Source organism: Luteimonas sp. MC1828, from assembly GCF_016461615.1.
Classification (GTDB): Bacteria; Pseudomonadota; Gammaproteobacteria; order Xanthomonadales; family Xanthomonadaceae; genus Luteimonas.
In genome coordinates, this window is record NZ_JAEMNY010000001.1 from 1,581,068 (window position 1) to 1,602,408 (window position 21,341).

18 protein-coding genes and 1 riboswitch are annotated in these 21,341 nt (G+C 69.5%); of the genes, 7 read left to right on the top strand and 11 right to left on the bottom strand.

Features of this window, described 5'->3' with window-relative positions; translation table 11 throughout:
- Window position 1: 1 nt before the first annotated feature.
- Window positions 2-1,885: a M48 family metalloprotease gene (locus tag JHB91_RS07265; RefSeq protein ID WP_199472251.1), complete on the bottom strand. Its 1,884-nt coding sequence runs from the start codon at window positions 1,883-1,885 to the stop codon at window positions 2-4.
- A 6-nt stretch (window positions 1,886-1,891) separates the two neighbouring features.
- A complete protein-coding gene (locus JHB91_RS07270) occupies window positions 1,892-2,494 on the bottom strand; it encodes a LemA family protein (RefSeq protein WP_199374997.1) in 603 nt (200 codons plus the stop codon).
- Between the two features lie 83 nt (window positions 2,495-2,577).
- On the opposite strand from JHB91_RS07270, the gene JHB91_RS07275 reads away from it, so the two are divergent.
- Entirely contained in the window at window positions 2,578-3,990 is a 1,413-nt protein-coding gene (locus JHB91_RS07275) for a serine hydrolase domain-containing protein (RefSeq protein WP_199374996.1), read from the top strand.
- A gap of 104 nt (window positions 3,991-4,094) precedes the next feature.
- On the opposite strand, the gene JHB91_RS07280 is transcribed toward JHB91_RS07275, so the two are convergent.
- The 7 genes from JHB91_RS07280 to JHB91_RS07310 all read right to left on the bottom strand — a co-directional run bounded on the left by JHB91_RS07280 (window position 4,095) and on the right by JHB91_RS07310 (window position 9,780).
- Window positions 4,095-4,628, bottom strand: a complete 534-nt coding sequence (locus tag JHB91_RS07280) for a hypothetical protein (RefSeq protein WP_199374995.1) — start codon at window positions 4,626-4,628, stop codon at window positions 4,095-4,097.
- Between the two features lie 823 nt (window positions 4,629-5,451).
- Window positions 5,452-5,844 (bottom strand): glycine cleavage system protein GcvH, encoded by a 393-nt coding sequence (gcvH, locus tag JHB91_RS07285; RefSeq protein ID WP_182822746.1) that lies wholly within the window; start codon window positions 5,842-5,844, stop codon window positions 5,452-5,454.
- Window positions 5,845-5,913: 69 nt separating this feature from the next.
- A complete protein-coding gene (gene gcvT / locus JHB91_RS07290) occupies window positions 5,914-7,014 on the bottom strand; it encodes a glycine cleavage system aminomethyltransferase GcvT (RefSeq protein WP_199472252.1) in 1,101 nt (366 codons plus the stop codon).
- 52 nt (window positions 7,015-7,066) lie between these two features.
- Window positions 7,067-7,507, bottom strand: coding sequence for an NfeD family protein (locus JHB91_RS07295; RefSeq protein ID WP_199374993.1), 441 nt, complete (start codon window positions 7,505-7,507; stop codon window positions 7,067-7,069).
- Between the two features lie 3 nt (window positions 7,508-7,510).
- Entirely contained in the window at window positions 7,511-8,473 is a 963-nt protein-coding gene (locus JHB91_RS07300; protein WP_199374992.1) for an SPFH domain-containing protein, read from the bottom strand.
- 62 nt (window positions 8,474-8,535) lie between these two features.
- Window positions 8,536-8,661, bottom strand: a complete 126-nt coding sequence (locus JHB91_RS14110) for a hemin uptake protein HemP (RefSeq protein ID WP_343225085.1) — start codon at window positions 8,659-8,661, stop codon at window positions 8,536-8,538.
- A 144-nt stretch (window positions 8,662-8,805) separates the two neighbouring features.
- Window positions 8,806-9,780, bottom strand: a complete 975-nt coding sequence (locus JHB91_RS07310) for an aldo/keto reductase (RefSeq protein ID WP_199472253.1) — start codon at window positions 9,778-9,780, stop codon at window positions 8,806-8,808.
- Window positions 9,781-9,866: 86 nt separating this feature from the next.
- On the opposite strand from JHB91_RS07310, the gene JHB91_RS07315 reads away from it, so the two are divergent.
- The 4 genes from JHB91_RS07315 to dusB all read left to right on the top strand — a co-directional run bounded on the left by JHB91_RS07315 (window position 9,867) and on the right by dusB (window position 14,395).
- Entirely contained in the window at window positions 9,867-11,003 is a 1,137-nt protein-coding gene (locus JHB91_RS07315; RefSeq protein ID WP_199374989.1) for a GGDEF domain-containing protein, read from the top strand.
- An 80-nt stretch (window positions 11,004-11,083) separates the two neighbouring features.
- The gene (locus JHB91_RS07320; protein ID WP_199374988.1) at window positions 11,084-12,382 is read left to right on the top strand and encodes a nucleoside transporter C-terminal domain-containing protein; all 1,299 of its coding nucleotides are present in this window, start codon (window positions 11,084-11,086) and stop codon (window positions 12,380-12,382) included.
- Between the two features lie 10 nt (window positions 12,383-12,392).
- Window positions 12,393-13,343 carry a ribokinase gene (locus tag JHB91_RS07325; RefSeq protein WP_199472254.1) on the top strand — a complete coding sequence of 317 codons (951 nt, stop codon included), beginning with the start codon at window positions 12,393-12,395 and terminating at the stop codon, window positions 13,341-13,343.
- Window positions 13,344-13,396: 53 nt separating this feature from the next.
- Window positions 13,397-14,395 carry a tRNA dihydrouridine synthase DusB gene (gene dusB, locus JHB91_RS07330; RefSeq protein ID WP_199472255.1) on the top strand — a complete coding sequence of 333 codons (999 nt, stop codon included), beginning with the start codon at window positions 13,397-13,399 and terminating at the stop codon, window positions 14,393-14,395.
- On the opposite strand, the gene JHB91_RS07335 is transcribed toward dusB, so the two are convergent.
- Complete coding sequence (locus tag JHB91_RS07335; RefSeq protein ID WP_199472256.1) at window positions 14,341-15,414, bottom strand: metal-dependent hydrolase; 1,074 nt, start codon at window positions 15,412-15,414, stop codon at window positions 14,341-14,343. The genes dusB and JHB91_RS07335 overlap by 55 nt on opposite strands.
- 122 nt (window positions 15,415-15,536) lie before the next feature.
- On the opposite strand from JHB91_RS07335, the gene metK reads away from it, so the two are divergent.
- On the top strand, window positions 15,537-16,748 hold the full coding sequence (gene metK / locus JHB91_RS07340; RefSeq protein WP_199374984.1) for a methionine adenosyltransferase: 1,212 nt from the start codon (window positions 15,537-15,539) through the stop codon (window positions 16,746-16,748).
- 373 nt (window positions 16,749-17,121) lie between these two features.
- Here the strand turns inward: metK and JHB91_RS07345 are convergent, their stop codons facing one another.
- Window positions 17,122-19,578 (bottom strand): prolyl oligopeptidase family serine peptidase, encoded by a 2,457-nt coding sequence (locus JHB91_RS07345; RefSeq protein ID WP_343225086.1) that lies wholly within the window; start codon window positions 19,576-19,578, stop codon window positions 17,122-17,124.
- 157 nt (window positions 19,579-19,735) lie between these two features.
- Window positions 19,736-19,812: riboswitch (S-adenosyl-L-homocysteine riboswitch) on the top strand.
- Window positions 19,813-19,862: 50 nt separating this feature from the next.
- On the opposite strand from JHB91_RS07345, the gene ahcY reads away from it, so the two are divergent.
- Complete coding sequence (ahcY, locus tag JHB91_RS07350) at window positions 19,863-21,326, top strand: adenosylhomocysteinase (RefSeq protein ID WP_199472258.1); 1,464 nt, start codon at window positions 19,863-19,865, stop codon at window positions 21,324-21,326.
- The last annotated feature ends 15 nt before the right edge of the window (window positions 21,327-21,341 follow it).

Here is a 21,341-nt window from a genome sequence, read left to right on the forward strand (position 1 = left end):
CTCAGCCGTGCTCGAGCATCGGTGGCAGCGGGCAGTGCAGCACCGCGCAGATCGTGCGCAGCAGCTCCGCCTCGGCCACCGAGATGCGGCCATCGTGGCTGGCCGCCGCGGTCACCGCCTCGACCATCATCTGCTTGGCAAGCGGCTCCAGTCCGTCCAGCGCCGGCCAGACGCCGTCCAGGGCCAGCACGCCATCGGCCGGTGGCGCGTACGGCAGGTGGTCACGCGGCAGCACACGCTGCAGGCCCGCGAGATAGGCGCGCTGGGCCTCGGCGCGATCGTCCGGATTGCCGGCCTGCGCGACCACCGCGAGCAGGGTGGCGAACTCCTCGCGCAGGCTGTCCGGCTTGCGGCGGCCGAAGCGCGCGTGGCGGCGCGGATCCAGGGACTCGCGCAGCTGCACTTCGAGCAGTCGCGCCATGCAGTATTCGAACAGCGACACGCGTCCATCGCAGTGGACCATGGCGTGCACGGTATCGAGGATCGACTCCAGCTCCGGGCGCGGCCTGCGGCGCAGCACGGGGAAGGCGATCGCGGCCAGCGGCAGGCGCAACATCGGGTGCAGGCCGGCCAGCTCGCCGCGCTGCAGCGCCATGGCCGCATCGGCCACGACGTGGCCCAGGCGCGCGCTGGCCTCGGTGGCCTGGCGCGCGCGGATCGTGTCATCGGCATCGAGCAGCAGCCCGATCAGCAGCGGCACCACGGTTTCGCGCGACTGCGCCAGCGCGCGCAGCGGCGCCGGCAGGCTGCGCGCGATCGCGTCGGCGCGCAGGTAGTCGCCGGGCTCGGGGTTGGCGACCTGGGCGGCCACCATGGGCGGGGTGATGTTGATGCGCGCGTCGCGCGCCGGAAGCCCACCGGCCTGGCTGTCGAAGCCCAGCCGCACGTCTTCTTCCAGCCCCGACGGCGGCGCGACCATCCACTGCGCGCGCAGGTGTTCGAGCTGGTCGGCGCGGAACGACGGCTCCAGCGCCTGGATCCGCTCGAGCAGCGGCGGATGCGTGGCGAACAGTCCGCTCAACCCCACGCCGTCACCGAACAGCATGTGGCTGGCCTCCTCGGCGTCGGCGCGGTCGTTGAGGCGCGCGCCGGCCGGCAGCCCGGCGATCTTCTTCAGCGCACCGGCGAGGCCGGAGGTCTGGCGCGTGAACTGCACCGCCGAGGCATCGGCCAGGCGTTCGCGCGTGCGGCTGACGCTGGCCTTGATCATGCGGCCGAACAGCAGGCCGATGCTGCCGACCGCCAGCGCCACCAGCGCGGCGACCATGATCGCGGCGCCGTTGCGGCTGCGGCCGCCACCGAGCCACAGGATCTTGCGGCCGATCAGGCTGATCATGAGGATGCCGAACAGCACGCCGATCAGGCGGATGCTGAGGCGCATGTCGCCGTTGAGCACGTGGCTGAACTCATGCGCGATGACGCCCTGAAGCTCGTCGCGGTTGAGGCGGTCGAGCGCACCGCGCGTGACCGCGATCGCGGCGTCGGACGGCGAGTAGCCGGCGGCGAAGGCGTTGATCGCCGTTTCGTCCTCGAGCACGTAGAGCTTGGGGACCGGCACGCCGGAGGCGATCGCGATCTCCTCGACCACGTTGCGCAGGCGCCTGAGGTTGCGGTCGCTGGTGTCCTCCGGCACGGGCACGCCACCGAACTGCAGCGCGACGGCGTCTCCCCCGCCGCGCAGCGACGCCATCCGGTACAGCGAACCGAGACCGATCACCGCCAGCGTCGCCAGGGTGGTGAACCCCAGCACGCCCCAGTGCGCGCCGAAGAACACGAGCACCGCCAGGTCGACGGCCAGCACGATGCCGGCCACTGCCAGCGCGAACAGGATGACCAGGCGGCTACTGGTGCGCCTGGCCCGGGCCTGCTGCTCGAAGAAGTTCATCCCGCGTCAGAACTGGACCTTCGGCGCCTCGCGGACCTCGGCCTTGTCGGCCGGGATCTCGAGCAGCGCCGCATGCTGGAAGTTGAACATCCCGGCCAGGATATTGGACGGGAACACCTCGCGCCTGTTGTTGTAGGCCATCACCGAATCGTTGAAGGCCTGGCGCGCGAAGGCGACGCGGTTCTCGGTCGACGTCAGCTCTTCGGTGAGCTGCATCATGTTCTGGTTGGCCTTGAGGTCCGGGTAGGCCTCGGCGACCATCAGCAGGCGACCAAGCGCGCCGTTCAGCGCGCCCTGCGACTGCGCCAGCTCGGCCATCGCCGCCGCGTCGCCGGGATTGGCCTTGGCCGCCGCGAGCCCCGACACTGCCGCGCCACGCGCCGCGATCACCGCTTCCAGCGTCTCGCGCTCATGCGTCAGGTAGCCCTTGGCGGTCTCCACCAGGTTGGGGATCAGGTCGAAGCGGCGCTGCAGCTGGACATCGATCTGCGCGAAGGCGTTCTTGAAGGCGTTGCGGGCCGCGATCAGGCCGTTGTAGATGCCCACGCCCCACATCAGCGCGACCACGACCAGGCCGACAATTACCAGCAGGATCAGCAAGCTGGACATCAAAGCTCCCCTTGTTCATGCAATCGCGGAAGCAGGCGAATATGATCGGCCTGCCGTCGCAGCATACGCAGGGGATTCGCCCGATGAAAGGCATAGCACGCAGCCCGCGCCGACTGATCGCCGGGGCCGGCCTGCTCGCCGCACTGGTCCCGGTCGCAGTGGGTTCGGCCGCACAACCACTGGCCTGGAACGCGGCCTCGCCGCCCGCCACCACACCCACCACGACCGCGGTGGCCAACAACGTCGCGCCGCTGCTCCCGCCCGGCGTCAAGGCGATGCCGCTGGCCACCGATTTCGACGTCGCCCGATTCGAGGCGATGGCGCAGGCGATCGTCGCCAACCAGCGCGTGCCGGGCCTGGCGATGGCGATCGTCCACGACGGCAAGGTGCTGAGCGCGCGCGGCTATGGGATCACCGACGTGCGCGCCGCCGAACCGGTCGACGCACATACTGTGTTCCGCCTGGCCTCGCTGTCCAAGGCCTTTGCCGGCACCGTCACCGGGCTGCTGGTCGCCGAGGGTGCGCTGCGCTGGGACAGCCACGTGGCCGACTACATGCCGTCGCTGCGATTCTCCGATCCGCAGGCGGCAAGCCAGCTCACCGTGGCGGACGTGCTGAGCCATCGTGTCGGCCTCGGCCGCAACACCTTCGACCGCGACCTCGAGCGCAATGCCGACTACCGCACCCTGGTGCAGCAGCTGGCCAGCGCGCCGATGACCTGCGGCGTCGGTGACTGTTACAGCTACCAGAACATCGCCTTCAGCCTGGTCGGCGACGTGGTGTTCGGTGCCACCGGCCAGTTCTTCAGCGAAGCGGTGGCCGGGCGGATCTTCAAGCCGTTGGGCATGAACGATGCCAGCTACGGCCTCGAAGGCATCCAGGCGAGCCCGCGCTGGGCACGCCCGCACGTGCGCGCCGGCGGCGGCTGGACTTCGCTCACGCCCAAGCCCACCTACTATCGCGTCGCGCCGGCTGCGGGCGTCAACGCCAGCATCAGCGACATGGCGCAATGGCTGCTCGCGCAATCCGGGCGGCGCCCCGACGTGCTGCCGGCGCCGCTGCTTGCCACGCTGCAGCAGTCGCTGGTGTCCACGCCCGGCGAACTGCGCAGCTCGTCATGGCGGCGCCAGCGCTTGAACGAAGCCGGCTACGCGCTCGGCTGGCGGGTCTACGACTATTCCGGCCATCGCGTGGTCTTCCACGGTGGCGCCGTGCAGGGCTACCGCGGACTGATGGCGATGATTCCCGAGCGCGACCTCGGCGTGGTGCTGCTGTGGAACAGCGACAGCAGCGTGCCATCGGGGCTGCTGCCGACGATCCTCGACAGCGCCATCGGGCTGGCGCCGCAGCGCTGGCTGGACGTCGACTTCGAGGCGGTGGACGAACTGCTGCAGGCGGCGACCGACACCGGCAGGCCCGCGCAGCCTCACGCTGCGACAGGGGACGTGCGTCCCGGCAGTGGCGGCGCGGCGGCATCGGTCGCCCGTCCCGAATAAGGCGCGGCACCGGCGCAGCGCGCTCCGCCACACCCCGTAAATGAAAAACCCCTCCCCCGCCTGGGCTACGGGAGAGGGGTCGCGTCTTACGACAATCGGATTGCTTACATCAGGGGCGCGGGCGCCGCGGGGATCGCGACAACCGGAGCCTTGGCCTTGCGGGCCGGCTTCGCCTTCTTGGTGCTGGCCTTCTTCGCGGCCTTCTTTGCAGGTGCCTTCTTCGCCGCCTTCTTGGCCGGGCGCTTGGCAACCTTGGTCGCCGCCTTCTTCGCGGTCTTCCTGGTGGCCTTCTTCGCCGTCTTCTTGGCCGCCTTCTTCGCGGTCTTCTTCACCGCCTTCTTGGCGGTCTTCTTGGCGGCCTTCTTCGCCGTCTTCTTCACCGCCTTCTTGGCGGTCTTCTTGGCGGCCTTCTTCGCGGTCTTCTTCACTGCCTTCTTGGCGGTCTTCTTGGTGGCCTTCTTGGCGACCTTCCTGGTGGCCTTCTTCGCGGTCTTCTTGGCGACCTTCTTGGCTACCTTCTTCTTGGCGACCTTCTTCGCGACCTTCTTGGCAGCCTTGCGCGCCGGTGCCGCCTTGCGGACGGCCTTCTTGGTCGCCTTCTTGGCGGTTTTCTTCTTCGCGACTTTCTTCGTGGCCATGAGATGGCTCTCCTCGTCAGTGGGTCTTGCAGGTACTACTGCCCAGTACGAAACACACCGCGGGTATCGGACCCGCGGTCAACCGCCGACGCGCTTGGCGCGTCGGGACGGATCACATCGACCGGCCATCGCTGGCCCGGTCCCGCGACGTGGACATGTCGTCCCGTCGCATCGAAAGCTGTTGGCGCGACACGAAAAAACCCGCTGCGCTTGGCGCCGCGGGTCGCGTGTCGTTGCCCACCTGGAGGTTTCGCGAGGGAGACAACTCCTGAGTCCACCATGACATCCTTGCGGGCGGAGGACTGTGTTGTGTTGCATGTTGTCGCCGGGTTCGCACTCACTCGCTGATGTGGCCAACTGTTGTTGTGGCGAAACCTAATCACGGTTTTTTTCGCTGTCAACACCCTGATCGCGGCCGCATCAGGCGAACGCACCGTGTCGAGGGAAGGCGCGAGGCCGACAAGCTGCAGCCGGGACCATGTCGTTCCCGTCGCGCGGAGTTGACGCATGCATCGTGCTGTCACGAAAGCACTTGTTTTAAGCGCTATTGCGATTGACTCAAGCGTGTCGCCCGACCCTGCGCGGGGAACGCGTGCGATACGGACCTGCCATCGGGCAGCGCAGTGACACGGGTGAACGCGGCGTGCACGCGCACCTACCCTGATCGCCGTGCGAGGTAGCGCGGATGTCCGATTGCGCCAAAGTGCGCAAACTTCCTGCCGCGTCCGGCGACCTGCGAGAGCCAAAAAAAACGCCGGGCGATCGCCCGGCGCTGTGTCGACCTGGCATCGCCGGCATGCCGCCGGCGCGCCGTGGACAACCGTTACTCGTCGGCTTCGATCAGCTCTGCGTACTCGTCGGGGCCGAGCAGCTCCTTGAGCTGCTCCGGCTCGTCCATCTCGATCACGAACAGCCAGCCTTCTCCGAACGCATCCTCGTTGATGGTCTCGGGCTTGTCGGCCAACGCGGTGTTGACCGCGACGATGGTGCCCGACACCGGCGCATACACATCGGACGCCGCCTTCACCGACTCGACCACCGCCGCGGCGGTACCGGCTTCGGCACGGTCACCGACACCCGGAAGATCGACGTACACCAGGTCACCGAGCAGGCCCTGGGCATGATCCGAGATGCCGACGGTCACCTTGCCGTCGCCCTCGATGCGGGTCCATTCGTGGGACTTCATGAACATGAGGTCGCCTGGGATATCGGTCATGGCTAGTACTCCGGATGCGGCGTGACAGGGGAATGGGGGGTTAGTTTAGCGAAGCCGGGCGTGCGCGCATCAAATCCCGTCACGCGCCTTGCCGTCGCGGACGAACGGGAACTGCACCACCCGCACGGGCACCTCGCGGCCGCGGATGTCGACGCGCACCTCGCCCGGCTCGCCCGCCGGCACCCGTGCGAACGCGATCGCCTTGCCCAGCGTCGGGGCGAACGTACCGGACAGGATCTCGCCCTCGCCGTTGCCGGCGACCACCTTCTGGCCGTGGCGCAGCACGCCCTTGTCGTCCATCACCACGGCGATCATCTGGCGGGCGTCGCCGGCGTCGCGCTGCGCCTCGAGCGCGGCGCGGCCGATGAAGTCGCGGCCCTCGTCGAACGACACGGTCCACGCCAGCGCTGCTTCCAGCGGGGTGACCGATTCGTCCATGTCCTGGCCATACAGGCCCATGCCCGCTTCAAGGCGCAGCGTGTCGCGGGCGCCGAGCCCGGCCGGCGCCACGCCCGCGGCAAGCAGCGCGTCCCAGAGCGCCACCGCGTGCTCCTGCGCCGTCACCACTTCAAAGCCGTCCTCGCCGGTGTAGCCGGTGCGTGCAACGAACAACCGCGCACCCGACGCCGCGCGCACGTTGCGCGCCGCGAACTTGGCAAGCTTGGCGACCGCCGCGCGGTCCGCCTCGTCGATGAGCCCCAGCACCTTGTCGCGCGCGTTCGGGCCCTGCACCGCGATCATCGCCAGGTCGTCGCGCTCGCGGACCTCGACGCCGAACGGCTCGGCCTGGCTGCCGATCCACGCCAGGTCCTTGTCGCGGGTGGAGGCGTTGACCACCAGGCGATAGAAGTCGTCGCCGAGGTAATAGATGATCAGGTCGTCGATCACCCCGCCCTGGGGGTTGAGCATGCAGGTGTAGAGCGCCTTGCCGGTCACCTTGAGCTTGTCGACCGAGTTGGCCACCAGGTGGCGCAGGAATTCCTTGACGCGGGCCCCGTGCAGGTCGACCACGGTCATGTGCGAGACGTCGAACATGCCGGCGTCGCGCCGCACCTGGTGATGCTCGTCGATCTGCGAGCCGTAGTTGAGCGGCATGTCCCAGCCGCCGAAGTCCACCATCCGCGCACCGGCGTCACGGTGGCTCTGGTTGAGGATCGTCTTGCGGGTCATGGCGCGGCTCCTGGACAGTGGTCGGCCATTATCCCCGCCCCGGCTGGATAGTTCACTCCGCCAGCAGCACCTCGAGCACCATTCCGTCGCTGCCGACCACCCGCACCATCGTGCCCGCGGGCAGCTCGACGCCGCGGACGACCCAGTAGGCATCGTCGATCTTGACCCGCCCGCGGCCACCGACGATGGCGTGGTCGAGCGGCACCACGCGGCCGACCAGCTGGTCGGCGCGCCGGTTGAGCAGCGGGCGGTCGCTCGGGCGCTCGCGGCGGCGGAACCATTTCCGGTACGCCAGCACCGCGACCACGCTGAGCGCGACGAACAGGATCACCTGGGCCAGGACGCTCAGTCCCGGCACCAGCAGCACGACCAGCCAGACCAGCGCCGCGGCGATGCCCATCCACAGCAGGAACGCGCCCGGCATGAGGGTCTCGGCGGCGATCAGCACCAGCGCGATCGCGGCCCAGACGGTGGCATCGGCAGCCCAGCGCATGGCTCAAGCCCCGCCGCGCTTGGCGTCGATGCGCGCACGCGTATCGACCTGCTGCTTGCCCAGCGCCTCCTTGCCCAGTTCGGCGATGCCGGCGATCGAGCCGATGATCCCGCTGGTCTCCATCGGCATCATCACGAACTTGGCGTTGGGCGCGGTGGCGAGCTCGCGGAACGCCTCCACGTACTTCTGCGCGATGAAGTAGTTGATCGCCTGCACGTCGCCGGCGGCGATCGCGTTGGACACCATCTCGGTGGCCTTGGCCTCCGCCTCGGCCAGGCGCTCGCGCGCCTCGGCCTCGCGGTAGGCAGCCTCGCGCTCGCCCTCGGCCTGCAGGATCGCCGCCTGCTTCTCGCCCTCGGCGCGCAGGATCGCCGAGCTGCGATGGCCTTCGGCTTCCAGGATCACGGCGCGCCGGTCGCGCTCGGCCTTCATCTGCCGGCCCATGGAATCGATCAGGTCACGCGGCGGCTGGATGTCGCGGATCTCGATGCGGGTGACCTTGATGCCCCAGGGGTTGGTGGCGTGGTCGACCACGTTGAGCAGCTGGGCATTGATGGTCTCGCGGTTGGACAGCGACTCGTCGAGGTCCATCGAGCCGATCACGGTGCGGATGTTGGTCTGCACCAGCGCGATCGTGGCGACCTCGAGGTTGGACACCTCATAGGCGGCCTTGGCGGCATCGAGCACCTGGAAGAACACCACGCCATCGACCTTCACCACGGCGTTGTCCTTGGTGATGACCTCCTGCGAGGGCACGTCGAGGACCTGCTCCATTACGTTGACCTTGCGGCCGATGGCCTGCATCACCGGGATGAGCAGATGCAGGCCCGGCGACAGCGTGTGGGTGTACTTGCCGAAGCGCTCGACCGTCCACTCGAAGCCCTGCGGCACGATGCGGACCATCTTGAAGAAGAAGACGATGAACGCGACCGCCAATACCGCGGCGATGAAGGTCCCTCCAGCCATTGCACACACTCCCCAGTTGTTGATCTGGAGTATAGACGGCGCCTGGAGACCACCTGTGACCCTTACTTGGTGAGGATCAGCTTGTCGTTGCGGGTGTGGCGCAGGCGATAGACCTCGTTGCCATGGCGGATCAGCACTTCGCGCTGGCCATGCAGCAGCTGCACGCTTTCGAGCGACTGTATTGCCATGGGTGCGGCATACGGCGCGTGCGCGGACAGCGTGTCCACGACCTGGGACGTGTTGGGCTCGTACTGGGAGGCAAGCATTGCAGGGCTCCGTCGCGATGTGAGCCGCTAATGCTAATGATTCTCATTAGCGTGTCAACAGAAAGATCAGCGCGCGGTGACCGCCTCGGCACGCGCGAACGCGGCGTCGTCGAGTTCACGGGCCAGCGCCAGTGCACCCAGGTTCTCGAGCAGCTGCGCAACCCGGCTCGCACCCAGCAGCACCGTGGACACGTGCGGGTTGCGCAGGCACCAGGCGATCGCCAGCGCGGCTGGCGCCACGCCCAGCTCCGCGGCGAGCGCTGCGAACCGCTGCGCACGCGCGACTCGATCACCCTCGCCTTCCTCGCCCTCGATGACCATCCGCGCCAGGTCGGCATCGCGCCCCAGCCGACTGTCCGCCGGGATGCCGGCGCCATACTTTCCGGTCAGCAGCCCCGAGGCGAGCGGCGACCACACCGTGGTGCCCATGCCGAACTCGGCGTACAGCGGTGCGTACTCCAGCTCCACGCGGCGGCGGTGCAACAGGTTGTACTGCGGCTGCTCCATGGAAGGCGCGTGCCAGTGGTGGGCACGCGCTACCGCATGCGCCTCGCGCACCAGCGCGGCCGGCCACTCCGACGTCCCCCAGTACAGCACCTTGCCCTGGCGGATCAGCGCGTCCATCGCCGCGACCGTCTCCGCCACGGGCACATCGGGATCCGGGCGATGGCAGAAGTAGAGGTCGAGGTAATCGACGCGCAGGCGCCTGAGCGCGCCATGGCATGCATCGTGCACGTGCTTGCGCGACAGCCCGCGCTGCATGGGCAGCGGATCGGCGGCGGATCCGAACATCACCTTGCTCGATACCGCGAACCCGTCGCGCGGCAGGCGCAGGTCGGCGATCACATCGCCCATCACGCGCTCGGCCTCGCCGTTGGCGTAGCCCTCGGCGTTGTCGAAGAAGTTGATGCCGTGGTCCCAGGCGGCGGCCACCAGGTCCCGCGCCGCACCACGTCCGATGCCGGAACCGAACGTCGTCCACGCGCCCAGCGACAGCGCCGACAGCGCCAGTCCGGACGCGCCAAGCCTTCGGTAGTCCACCCGCCTGCTCCAGTCCTTGTCGTGCGCCGCAGTGTACGCGCGGCGCGGCGCGCTATCCTGCGGGCCGGACGTGGGGACACAGACCGATGCACGCCAGTGAAGGCCGGATCCGCGACACGCTGCAGCGCCTGCTGGCGCCGCCGGACGAACTCATGCGCGAACTCGGCGCATCGGGTGAGCGCCTGGTGGCCAAGGTACGCGCGGTGCTGTCGGCGCTGATCCTGCTGCTGCCGCTGGTGGCGGCGATCACCGGGGCCGGTACGCCACAGGTCCTGCTTGGACTCGGCGCGGCCGTGCTCGCCAATGCCATGGCGATGCTGTGGCTTGCGCTGGCGCGGCACGCGCGCCGCTGGCCGTGGCTGCCCTACGCCACCGGCGCCTGGGACGTGACCCTGACCACCGCCGCGCTCGTGCTGCTGGCGCTCGATGACCCCATGGCCGGCCTCCACACCGTGGTGGCCTGGTGCTTCTATCTCATCGCCATCTGGTTCACGGCACTGCGCAACAACGGGCGCGTGACGCTGTTCGTCGGCGCGCTGGCGATCGTGCAGTACGCGGTGCTGGTGGGGGTGCTGCTGGCCACCGCGCCGGTGCACGACGCGCTGCTGTCGCCGGAACACGGTGCTGTCGGCATCGGCGGACAGGTCTCGCGGATGGCGCTGCTGGTGCTCGCCACCGGCCTGGCGGCGACCCTGGTCCACCGCATGCAGCGGCTGGTCGAACTGTCCGGGCACGACGGCCTGACCGGCCTGCCCAACCGCTCCTGGCTGCTGCAGCGCATGCCCCACGTGTTCGCCACCGCGCGCAACGCGGGCGCGTCGCTGACGCTGGTGCTGCTGGACATCGACCGCTTCAAGCGCGTCAACGACGAGGCCGGGCCGCAGGTGGGCGATCGCGCCCTGCGCCACATCGCCGCGACGATGAGCGGCGTCCTGGCCGCGGACGAACACCTCGCGCGGATCGGCGGCCAGGAATTCGTGATCGTGTTGCAGTGCCCGGTGGGCAGCGCCTGGGAGCGCCTGGACCGCCTGCGGCGTGACCTCGCGGAGCGGCCGTTCCTGCCGGAGCGCGGCTCCGACGCATTCGCGTTCACGTTCAGCGCCGGGCTGGCTGCGTGGCCGCACGACGGCGGCAACACGTCGGCGCTGCTGGGCTGCGCCGACCGCCGGCTCAAGCAGGCCAAGGCCGCCGGCGGCAACCGTATCGCCGCCCGCGACGCGTGACCGCGGTTGCCGGCACCGCCGGCGTGCACTAGTCTGCCCCGTCGCCGCGCGCCCGCGGCTGTCCGGGGAACGGGGTCAGGATGGAAGTATTGTCGCGCATCGGCTTCGGCCTGTTCGGACTGGTCGTGCTGATCGCGGTCACCTGGCTGTTTTCCAACAACCGCGGACGGGTCGACTGGAAACTGGTGGTGACCGGCGTGACGCTGCAGATCGCGTTCGCCGCGCTCGTGCTGCTGGTACCGGGCGGGCGCGAGGTCTTCGACTGGCTCGGCCAGCTGTTCGTGCGTGTCCTCGGCTTCGTGAACGCCGGCTCCGCCTTCATCTTCGGCAGCCTGATGGACACCCAGACCTACGGCTTCATCTTCGCCTTCCAGGTGCTGCCGACGATCATCTTCTTCGCCTCGCTGATGGCGGTGATGTACCACCTCGGCATCATGCAGTTCGTCGTCCGCATCATGGCGCTGGCCATCACCAAGGTGATGCGCGTGTCGGGCGCGGAGACCACCAGCGTCTGCGCCAGCGTGTTCATCGGCCAGACCGAGGCGCCGCTTACCGTGCGCCCCTACATCTCGCGCATGACCGAGTCCGAGCTGATCACCATGATGATCGGCGGCATGGCGCACATCGCCGGCGGCGTGCTCGCGGCCTACGTGGGCATGCTCGGCGCGGGCGACCCGGCGCAGCAGGCGTTCTACGCCAAGCACCTGCTCGCGGCATCCATCATGGCCGCACCGGCCACGCTGGTGATCGCCAAGATCCTGATCCCCGAGACCGGCGAGCCGCTGACCCGCGGCACGGTGAAGATGGAGGTCGAGAAGACCACCAGCAACGTCATCGACGCCGCCGCCGCTGGCGCGGGCGACGGCCTGAAGCTTGCGCTCAACATCGGCGCGATGCTGCTCGCCTTCATCGCCCTGATCGCGATGATCAATGCCCCGCTCACCTGGATCGGCGAGATCACCGGCCTGCAGGGCGCGATCGGCAAGCCGACCGACCTGGCGGCGATCTTCGGCTACGTGCTGGCGCCGGTGGCCTGGCTGATCGGCGTGCCGTGGGCCGATGCCGGCACCGTCGGCTCGCTGATCGGACAGAAGGTGGTGATCAACGAGTTCGTCGCCTACCTGCAGCTCGCCGACATCGTCAACGGCCGCGTCGAGGGTGTTTCACTCAGCGGCGAAGGCCGGTTGATCGCGACCTACGCGCTGTGCGGCTTCGCCAACTTCAGCTCGATCGCGATCCAGATCGGCGGCATCGGCGGCCTGGCCCCGGATCGCCGCCACGACCTGGCGCGGTTCGGCCTGCGCGCGGTGCTCGGCGGCACGGTGGCCACGCTCATGACCGCCACGATCGCCGGCGTGCTGACCCACATCGGCGCCTGAGGACGCGGCCGTGGCGAGCGTCGTCGTCGTCGGCTCGTTCAACGTCGACCACGTCTGGACCTGCGACGCCCTGCCGAGGCCGGGCGAGACCCGCGCCGGCGCCTACGCCAGCGGCCCAGGCGGCAAGGGATTCAACCAGGCCACGGCCAGCGCGCGCGCCGGCGCAGCCACCACCTTCATCTGCGCGCTCGGCGACGATCCGGGCGGCGCGCTCGCGCGCGGCCTGGCGGCCGGCGACGGCATCGACCTGCGCGCACAACACGCGGCTGCGCCCACCGGCACCGCCGGCATCTATGTCGACCGCGATGGTCGCAACAGCATCGTCATCGGCGCGGGCGCCAACGGCGAGCTTTCGGCCGCGTTCGTCTCCGCGCAGGGCGCGGCGATCGCCGCCGCCGCGGTGGTGCTGGCGCAGCTGGAATCCCCGGTCGACAGCGTGCTCGAAGCGCTGCGCATCGCACGCGCGGCGCGCGCCACCACCCTGCTCAACCCCGCGCCGGCGAATGTATCGGCGCCACGCGAACTGCTGGCGGCGGCCGATGTGCTGACGCCGAACGAGACCGAGTTCGCCGCCCTGCTCGCCCGCCACTGCGACGACGACATCGACGCCGACGCCGTGGTGCGCAGCGACGACGCGCAGCTCCATCGCCTGTGCCGCGCGCTGCTGCCGCGTGGCACCGTGGTGGTCACGCTGGGCGCCGCCGGCGCCTTCGTCTCGCACCGCGAAGACCAGCTGCGTGGCGACGCGGTGGCCTTCTACCGCTGCCCCGCCACGCGCGTCGAGGTGGTCGACACCACCGGCGCAGGCGACGCGTTCAACGGCGCGTTGGCGGCATCGCTGGCGCGTGGCGCCGCGACGCCGTTCGCCGCCCACGTGGCCTTCGCCTGTCGCTACGCCGGCGAGGCCACCCGCCTCCCGGGCGCGGCATCGTCCATGCCGCGCCTGCCCGCGGACGCCTGAGCGCACACGAGCGCGCGCCTGCCGCCGCGGCGGCAATCGGCGACAATGCCCGCATGCGCATCGGGCCCTACAGCATCGCCCCGAACGTGGTCCTGGCGCCGATGGCGGGGGTCACCGACAAGCCGTTCCGGCTGCTCTGCAAGCGCCTGGGCGCGGGCCTGGCGATGTCGGAGATGACCATCTCCGACCCGCGCTTCTGGAGCACGGAAAAATCGCTGCGGCGCATGGACCACGCCGGCGAGCCGGATCCGGTCGGCGTGCAGATCGCCGGCACCGAACCCGCGCAGCTGGCCGACGCCGCGCGCTACAACGTCGACCACGGCGCGCAGATCATCGACATCAACATGGGCTGCCCGGCGAAGAAGGTGTGCAACGCCTGGGCCGGCTCCGCGTTGATGCGTGACGAGGCGCTGGTGGCGCGCATCCTCGCGGCCGTGGTCGCCGCGGTCGACGTGCCGGTGACGCTGAAGATCCGCACCGGCTGGGCCGCGGGCCAGCGCAACGCCTTGGCCATCGCGCGCATCGCCGAGGACGCCGGCATCGCCGCGCTCGCCGTGCACGGGCGCACCCGTGACCAGCAATACACCGGCACCGCCGAGTACGACACCATCGCCGAGGTGAAGTCGCGGCTGGCCATTCCGGTGCTGGCCAATGGCGACATCGACTCCCCTGAAAAGGCCGCCGCGGTCCTCGCGCACACCGGATGCGATGCGGTGATGGTCGGGCGCGCGGCGCAGGGCCGGCCGTGGATCTTCCGCGAGATCGCGCATTTCCTGGCGACCGGCGAACATCTTCCGCCACCCACGTTGGCCGAGGTCGGCCGCATCCTCATCGGCCACCTCGAAGCCCTGCATGCCTTCTACGGCGAGCCGTCGGGCGTGCGCATCGCGCGCAAGCACCTCGGCTGGTATGCCAAGGACCGCCCGGAGAACGCCGCCTTCCGCGCGGTGGTGAACCGCGCCGAGACCGCAGCCGCGCAGCTGGCGCTGACGCGCGACTACTTCGACGCGCTGTCCGCTGGCAGCACGCCGTCGCTGTACGAAGCGGCCTGACACGGCGGCGCGCACGCGCCGGGGTCCTGCCAGATGCGCTGCCACGTCGCGCCCCAGGTGCCACCCAGATCCCGCGGCGCGCGCAGCTGGCGCGGCGGGATGGCATGCCAGGGACTGCCACGGCGCGCGACGGCGAAGTTGAAGAAGTAGTCAGGGTCGGTGCCCATGCGCAGGTCGCTGAGCACCAGCTCGCCGTCGACGTCGCGCGCGCGCATGAATCCGTGGTTGAACCAGGCGAGTCGCGCCACGGCCGGGATATGCGACGCCTCGGCCAGCGCCTGCACGTTGGAAGCATGACCCTCGAAGCGCATCGCGCCGTCGTCGGCGGCCAGCGAACGGAAGCCTTCGACATAGCCCGACGGCGTCATCGCCACCACCCGCCACAGCAGCGTGGTGAACGGCATCGGCACCGAGAAGCGCGGTGCGTCGCCCAGGCCCATCGCCGCAAGCGCGCGGTCGGCTTCGCGTTCGACCATCGCCTTGGCGGCCAGCGACCAGCCGAGGTAGGCGGTGCTCAGCACCAGCCCGGCGACCAGCGCGCGCTGCGCCGCCGCGCGCTCGCGCAGCAAGAACGCCGCGACGCAGGCCAGCAGCAGCCAGACCGTATACAGCGGGTCGATGATGAACACGCTCGACCACATCACCGGGGGCGTCGCCAGTGGCCACAGCAGCTGCGTGCCGTACACGGTGAAGGCATCCAGCAATGGATGGGTGACCAGCGCCAGCTGCATCGCCCAGAACCAGCGCGACGGTGCCTCCGCCACGCGGCCGCCGCGGTGCTTGAACAACGCCCAGATCGCCCAGCCCAGCAGCGGCAGGATGAACAGCGAATGGCTGGCGCCGCGGTGCAGGGTCATCAGTGCGACCGGATCGTCGGTGAGCAGCGCGATCGGCAGCGAGTCCAGGTCCGGCAAGGTGCCGAGCGCGGCGCCGGCAAGCAGCGCCGCGCGACGGTGGCGCGCAGGCGCGACGGCGGCGGCGACAGCGGCGCCAAGAACGATCTGGGTCAGCGAATCCATTGCCGGATGCTAGCAGCGCAACAGGCTTGACCTCGTCGCCCGACATGCCGGCAGAATGCCGCGGACGCTTCCGGCGTGTATCATGCCGGCCATCTTTTCATCCGAATCAAGGGATATAAGCGATGTCGAGCACCCTGTTCACCTCCGAATCGGTCTCCGAAGGCCATCCCGACAAGATCGCCGACCAGATTTCCGACGCGGTCCTCGACGCCATCATCGGCCAGGACAAGGGCGCCCGCGTCGCCTGCGAGACGATGGTCAAGACCGGCGTGGCCATCGTGGCCGGCGAGATCACCACCACCGCGTGGATCGACCTGGAAGCGCTGACCCGCAAGGTGATCCTCGACATCGGCTACGACTCCAGCGACGTCGGCTTCGACGGCGCCACCTGCGGCGTGCTGAACCTGATCGGCAAGCAGAGCCCGCACATCGCGCAGGGCGTGGACCGCAAGAAGCCCGAGGAAATGGGTGCCGGCGACCAGGGCCTGATGTTCGGCTACGCCACCAACGAGACCGACAGCTTCATGCCGGCGGCGATCCACCTGTCGCACCGCCTGGTCGAGCAGCAGGCCAAGATCCGCAAGAAGAAGAACTCGCCGCTGCCGTGGCTGCGCCCCGACGCCAAGAGCCAGGTCACCCTGCGCTATGACGATGGCAAGGCGACGGCGATCGACGCCGTGGTGCTGTCGACCCAGCACGCGCCGGGCATCAAGCAGAAGGACCTGATCGAAGCCGTGCGCGAGGAGATCCTGAAGCCGGTGCTGCCGGCCAAGTGGCTGCACAAGGGCACCAAGTTCCACATCAACCCGACCGGCCGCTTCGAGATCGGCGGCCCGGTGGGCGACTGCGGCCTGACCGGCCGCAAGATCATCGTCGACACCTACGGCGGCTGGGCGCGCCACGGCGGCGGCGCGTTCTCGGGCAAGGATCCGTCCAAGGTCGACCGCTCGGCCGCCTACGCCGCGCGCTATGTCGCCAAGAACGTCGTGGCCGCGGGCCTGTCGGACCGCTGCGAAGTGCAGCTGAGCTACGCCATCGGCGTGGCCGAGCCGACCTCGATCTCGGTGACCACGTTCGGCACGGGCAAGGTCGGCGACGACGTGATCGAGAAGCTGATCCGCAAGCATTTCGACCTGCGCCCGTACGGCATCATCAAGATGCTCGACCTGATCCACCCGATCTACCAGCGCACCGCCAGCTACGGCCACTTCGGCCGCAAGCCGCAGGAAGTCAGCTACACCGGCCCCGACGGCAAGCTGCAGAAGGCCACGGCGTTCTCCTGGGAGAAGACCGACAAGGCGGACGAACTGCGCCGGGCCGCGAAGCTGAAGTAATCCGCGACAACGCGTGCGACAGGAAAACGGGCCGCAATCGCGGCCCGTTCTTTTTTCGGTTCCTCTCCCCGGCGCCGGATGCCAAGGCCCTTGAGGACTCATGTCCCCCGGCGATGGCCTGCGGCCATCGCCTCCTCCTTGACTTCGCCCTCAAGGGCCTTGGCACACGGTGTGCCGGCTTACGCGTTGGCCCGGGAGTACCGCCAAGCGCACGGGGCCACATGCTTGCGGTACTCGCGTCTGGCGCATACCCCCGAAGTGGCCGGGAGGCCTTCGCGGGGAAGTAAAGGAGGAGGCATCCGCCGCCAGGCGGATCCGGGGGACATGAGCCGCGAAGGCCTCCCGGCCACCACGGCGCCCTCCAGGTCAAGCGTTACGGGCTTGCCGTAACCGGGGTTTCGACGCCCCCCTCCCGCGGCGGCGCGTTGCGCACATACTTCTCCAGCCAGTCGTTGGTCTCCGCCAGCATGTGCAGGATCGACTCGCGCGCGCGGTAGCCGTGCGACTCGTTGGGCAGCATCACCAGCCGGGCCTGGCCACCCAGCCCCTTGATCGCCGAGAACAGCCGCTCGCTCTGCATCGGGAAGGTGCCGGAGTTGTTGTCCTGCTCGCCATGGATGATCAGCACCGGCTCGTCGATGCGGTCGGCGTGGTCGAACGGCGACATCGCCTGGTAGGTGGCGGTGGCCTGCCAGTAGCTGCGCTCCTCGGCCTGGAAGCCGAACGGCGTGAGCGAGCGGTTGTAGGCGCCGCTGCGCGCGATGCCGGCGCGGAACAGGTCCGAATGCGCCAGCAGGTTGGCGGTCATGAACGCACCGTACGAATGTCCGCCGATGGCGATGCGGTCGCGGTCGGCCACGCCACGCTTCACCACTTCATCCACCGCGGCCTGGGCGCTGGCCACCAGCTGGGCGATGTAGGTGTCGTTGGGCTCGGCGTCACCCTCGCCGACGATCGGCATGGTCGGACCGTCGAGCACCGCATAGCCCTGCGCCAGGTAGGCCAGCGGTCCCCAGTAGCTGATGCGGTTGAAGCGGTACGGCGAACCGGTGACCTGGCCCGCGGCATCGGCGGACTTGAACTCGCGCGGGTAGGCCCAGGCCAGCAGCGGCAGCGGACCGTCGCGATCGGCCTGGTAGCCCGGCGGCAGGTAGAGGTTGGCGGTCATCTCCACGCCGTCGGCGCGGGTGTAGCGGATCTGCTCCTTGCTGACGTCGCGCAGTTCCGGCGTGGGATGTGCGATATCGGTCAGCGCAACCGGCGCCGCGCCGTTGCCGAGCGCGCGCAGGTGCACGTTGGGCGGCGATGTCGGCGACTCGCGCGTGGTCAGGATGCGCGCGCCCGCGGCGTCGAGCACCGCGATCGGCACCTCGTACCCCGGCGCTTCCGACTGGAACAGGCGCTCCGTGCCGGCGCGAACGCCGAGTTGCTGGCGATCGAGGAACGGACGGTCGCCTTCTGGCGAGGCCCCTTCGCCGATGCGGTAGATGCCTTCGCCATCCGCGGTGGTCAGCAGCCGCTGGAATCCGCGCGCGTCCGCATGCGTCACCGGCTCACCCGGGTCGGCGTAGCGGTCTTCGCGCGAACCCTCGCGCAGCAGCACCGGCGCGCTTCCGGCATCCGGCGCCAGCCGCCATTCGCGCAGCTGGCGGCTCTTCCACCAGGACTCGGTGAGCAGCGCCAGGTCGCCGCTGCCCCAGTGCACGCCGGCATAGCGCATCGACAGGTCGGCCAGCACCTGCGGCTTGCCCTTGAACGGCGCCGCGTGGGCGAACACGCGGTCGCGCACCGCGGCCGCGCGGGCGGGATCACCGCCGTCCTGCGCCTCCGCCCAGACCAGGGTCGCAGGCGCGTCGGCGCGCCATGCGATGCGGCGCACGCCCGGAGCCACCGCGTCGTTGCCGGTGGGCAGGCCTTCGACCAGCGGCAGCGTGGCCACGGTGTGCAGCAGGCGACCATCAAGGTCGATCACGTCGATCCGGCGCGGGAAGCGCGAATACGGCACCAGGTACGAGAACGGGCGTTCGATGCGCTGGCGCAGCAGATGGCGTCCGTCGGGCGAGACCGCGGCGCCGACGTGCATGCCCGGCGCGGCGATCGGCGTCACGCGACCGTCGAGCCCGACGCGCGCCAGCTGCGTGGTCATGTAGTGCGCGAACACCTCGGTGTCCTGCGGATTGCGCAACAGGTCCTGGTAGGTGCGCAGGCTCTGCACGCGGCCACCGCCGTCGGTTTCCTGGATGCTCGGGCCGCGCGGCACGCCGTCGCTGGCGGGCGCCGCGCCCTGCCCCTTCGGCCGCAGCGTGGCGAGCAGGCCGGACCCGTCCGGCAGCCAGTCGAAGCCTTCACCGACCACCGTGCCAAGCGCCTGCTCGGTCAGCCGCCGTGCACGGCCCGCGGCCACGTCGACCAGCCACAGCTCGACCCGCCCGGCGCGCGTGTCGACGTGGCTGAAGGCGATATGGCGCTGGTCGGGCGACCACTGCATCGCGGCCAGCGCCAGCGGCTGCGGAAGGCCGGCAATGCGGCGCTCCGCACCGCCATCCACTGCCTGCAGCCAGAGATCGTCGACGAAGCTGAAGGCGCTGGAGGAATGGGTGCGCGGATGGATGCGCAGCCCGCCGAGCCTGAGCTCCGGCTGGGCCACCACGTCGATGCCCGGCAGCGACGGCACCTGCATGTAGGCGATCAGGTCGCGCCGTGGCGACAGCGACAGCCGCGGCGCCTGCGGCGCGTCGACCAGCGCGCGCAGCGCCGGCGGGGGCAGGCGGTAGCCCGATTCGGCGGCGGCTGCCGCGGCAACCGGGGTGTCGCGCGCGTCGGCGGGCACGGGTGCCCACAGCAGCGTGGCGACCAGCAATGGAGCGGCGAGATGCCTGAGGGCGAGTGTGGCCAATGCGGGGATCCTGTACAGATGCGATCCACCAGCCTAGCCCGCCCCGAGGCGCCCGTACCGTGGCGAGGGTCATGGAGATATAATCCGCGGCTCCGCCGAGGGGCGCTGCGACCGTGGAACCAGCACGGCCAGGCTCGGCGGAATACACCCCAACGGCGCCCGGTTCCCCACCCACCCTCTCCCCGAGCGGGACAGGGAGCAGAAACCGGAGCTTCCGCATGAACGCACAGGTCAAGACCAGCTCTCAGAGAGCATTCTCCCAGGAAGGCGACTACAAGGTCGCCGACATTTCGCTGGCCGACTGGGGCCGCAAGGAACTCGACATCGCCGAGCACGAGATGCCCGGCCTGATGTCCATCCGCCGCAAGCACGCCGCCGACGCCCCGCTCAAGGGCGTGCGCGTGACCGGCTCGCTGCACATGACCATCCAGACCGCGGTGCTGATCGAGACGCTGAAGGACATCGGCGCCGACGTGCGCTGGGCCTCGTGCAACATCTTCTCGACGCAGGACCACGCCGCGGCCGCGATCGCCGCCACCGGCACCCCCGTGTTCGCCTGGAAGGGCGAGACGCTGGAGGAGTACTGGGACTGCACGCTCGAGGCGCTGAGCTTCCCCGACGGCAAGGGCGGCTTCCTCGGCCCGCAGATGGTGGTCGACGACGGCGGCGACGTGACGCTGCTGATCCACAAGGGCTACGAGCTGGAACAGGGCGACGCGTCCTGGGTCAACGGTCCGGCCTCGAGCCATGAGGAGCAGGTCATCAAGAACCTGCTCAAGCGCGTCGCCAGCGAGCGCCCGGGCTTCTGGACCATCGTGGTCCGCGACTGGAAGGGCGTCTCGGAAGAGACCACCACCGGCGTGCACCGCCTGTACCAGCTGGCCGAGGCCGGCCAGCTGCTGGTGCCCGCGATCAACGTCAACGACTCGGTCACCAAGTCGAAGTTCGACAACCTGTACGGCTGCCGCGAGTCGCTGGCCGATGGCCTGAAGCGCGCGCTCGACGTGATGCTGGCCGGCAAGGTGGCCGTGGTCTGCGGCTACGGCGACGTCGGCAAGGGTTCGGCGGCTTCGCTGCGTGCCTACGGCGCGCGCGTGATCGTCACCGAGATCGACCCGATCTGCGCGCTGCAGGCGGCGATGGAAGGCTACGAAGTGACCACGATCGAGGACACCCTCGGCCGCGGCGACATCTACGTCACCACCACCGGCAACAAGGACATCATCACCGTCGCGCACATGCAGGCGATGAAGGACCAGGCGATCGTCTGCAACATCGGCCACTTCGACAACGAGATCCAGGTCGACGCGCTGTACTCGCTCGCCGGCGTGGAGAAGATCAACATCAAGCCGCAGGTCGACAAGTTCACCTTCCGCAACGGCAACAGCATCTTCCTGCTTGCCGAAGGCCGCCTGGTCAACCTGGGCTGCGCCACCGGCCACCCGAGCTTCGTGATGTCGAACTCGTTCGCCAACCAGACGCTCGCGCAGATCGACCTGTGGGCCAACAAGGACAGCTACGAGAACAAGGTCTACATCCTGCCGAAGAAGCTCGACGAGGAAGTCGCGCGCCTGCACCTGGAGAAGATCGGCGTGAAGCTCACGAGGCTCACCACGGAACAGGCCGATTACCTCGGCGTGTCGCCGGACGGCCCGTACAAGGCGGAGCACTACCGCTACTGATCGGCCGCGCCGATC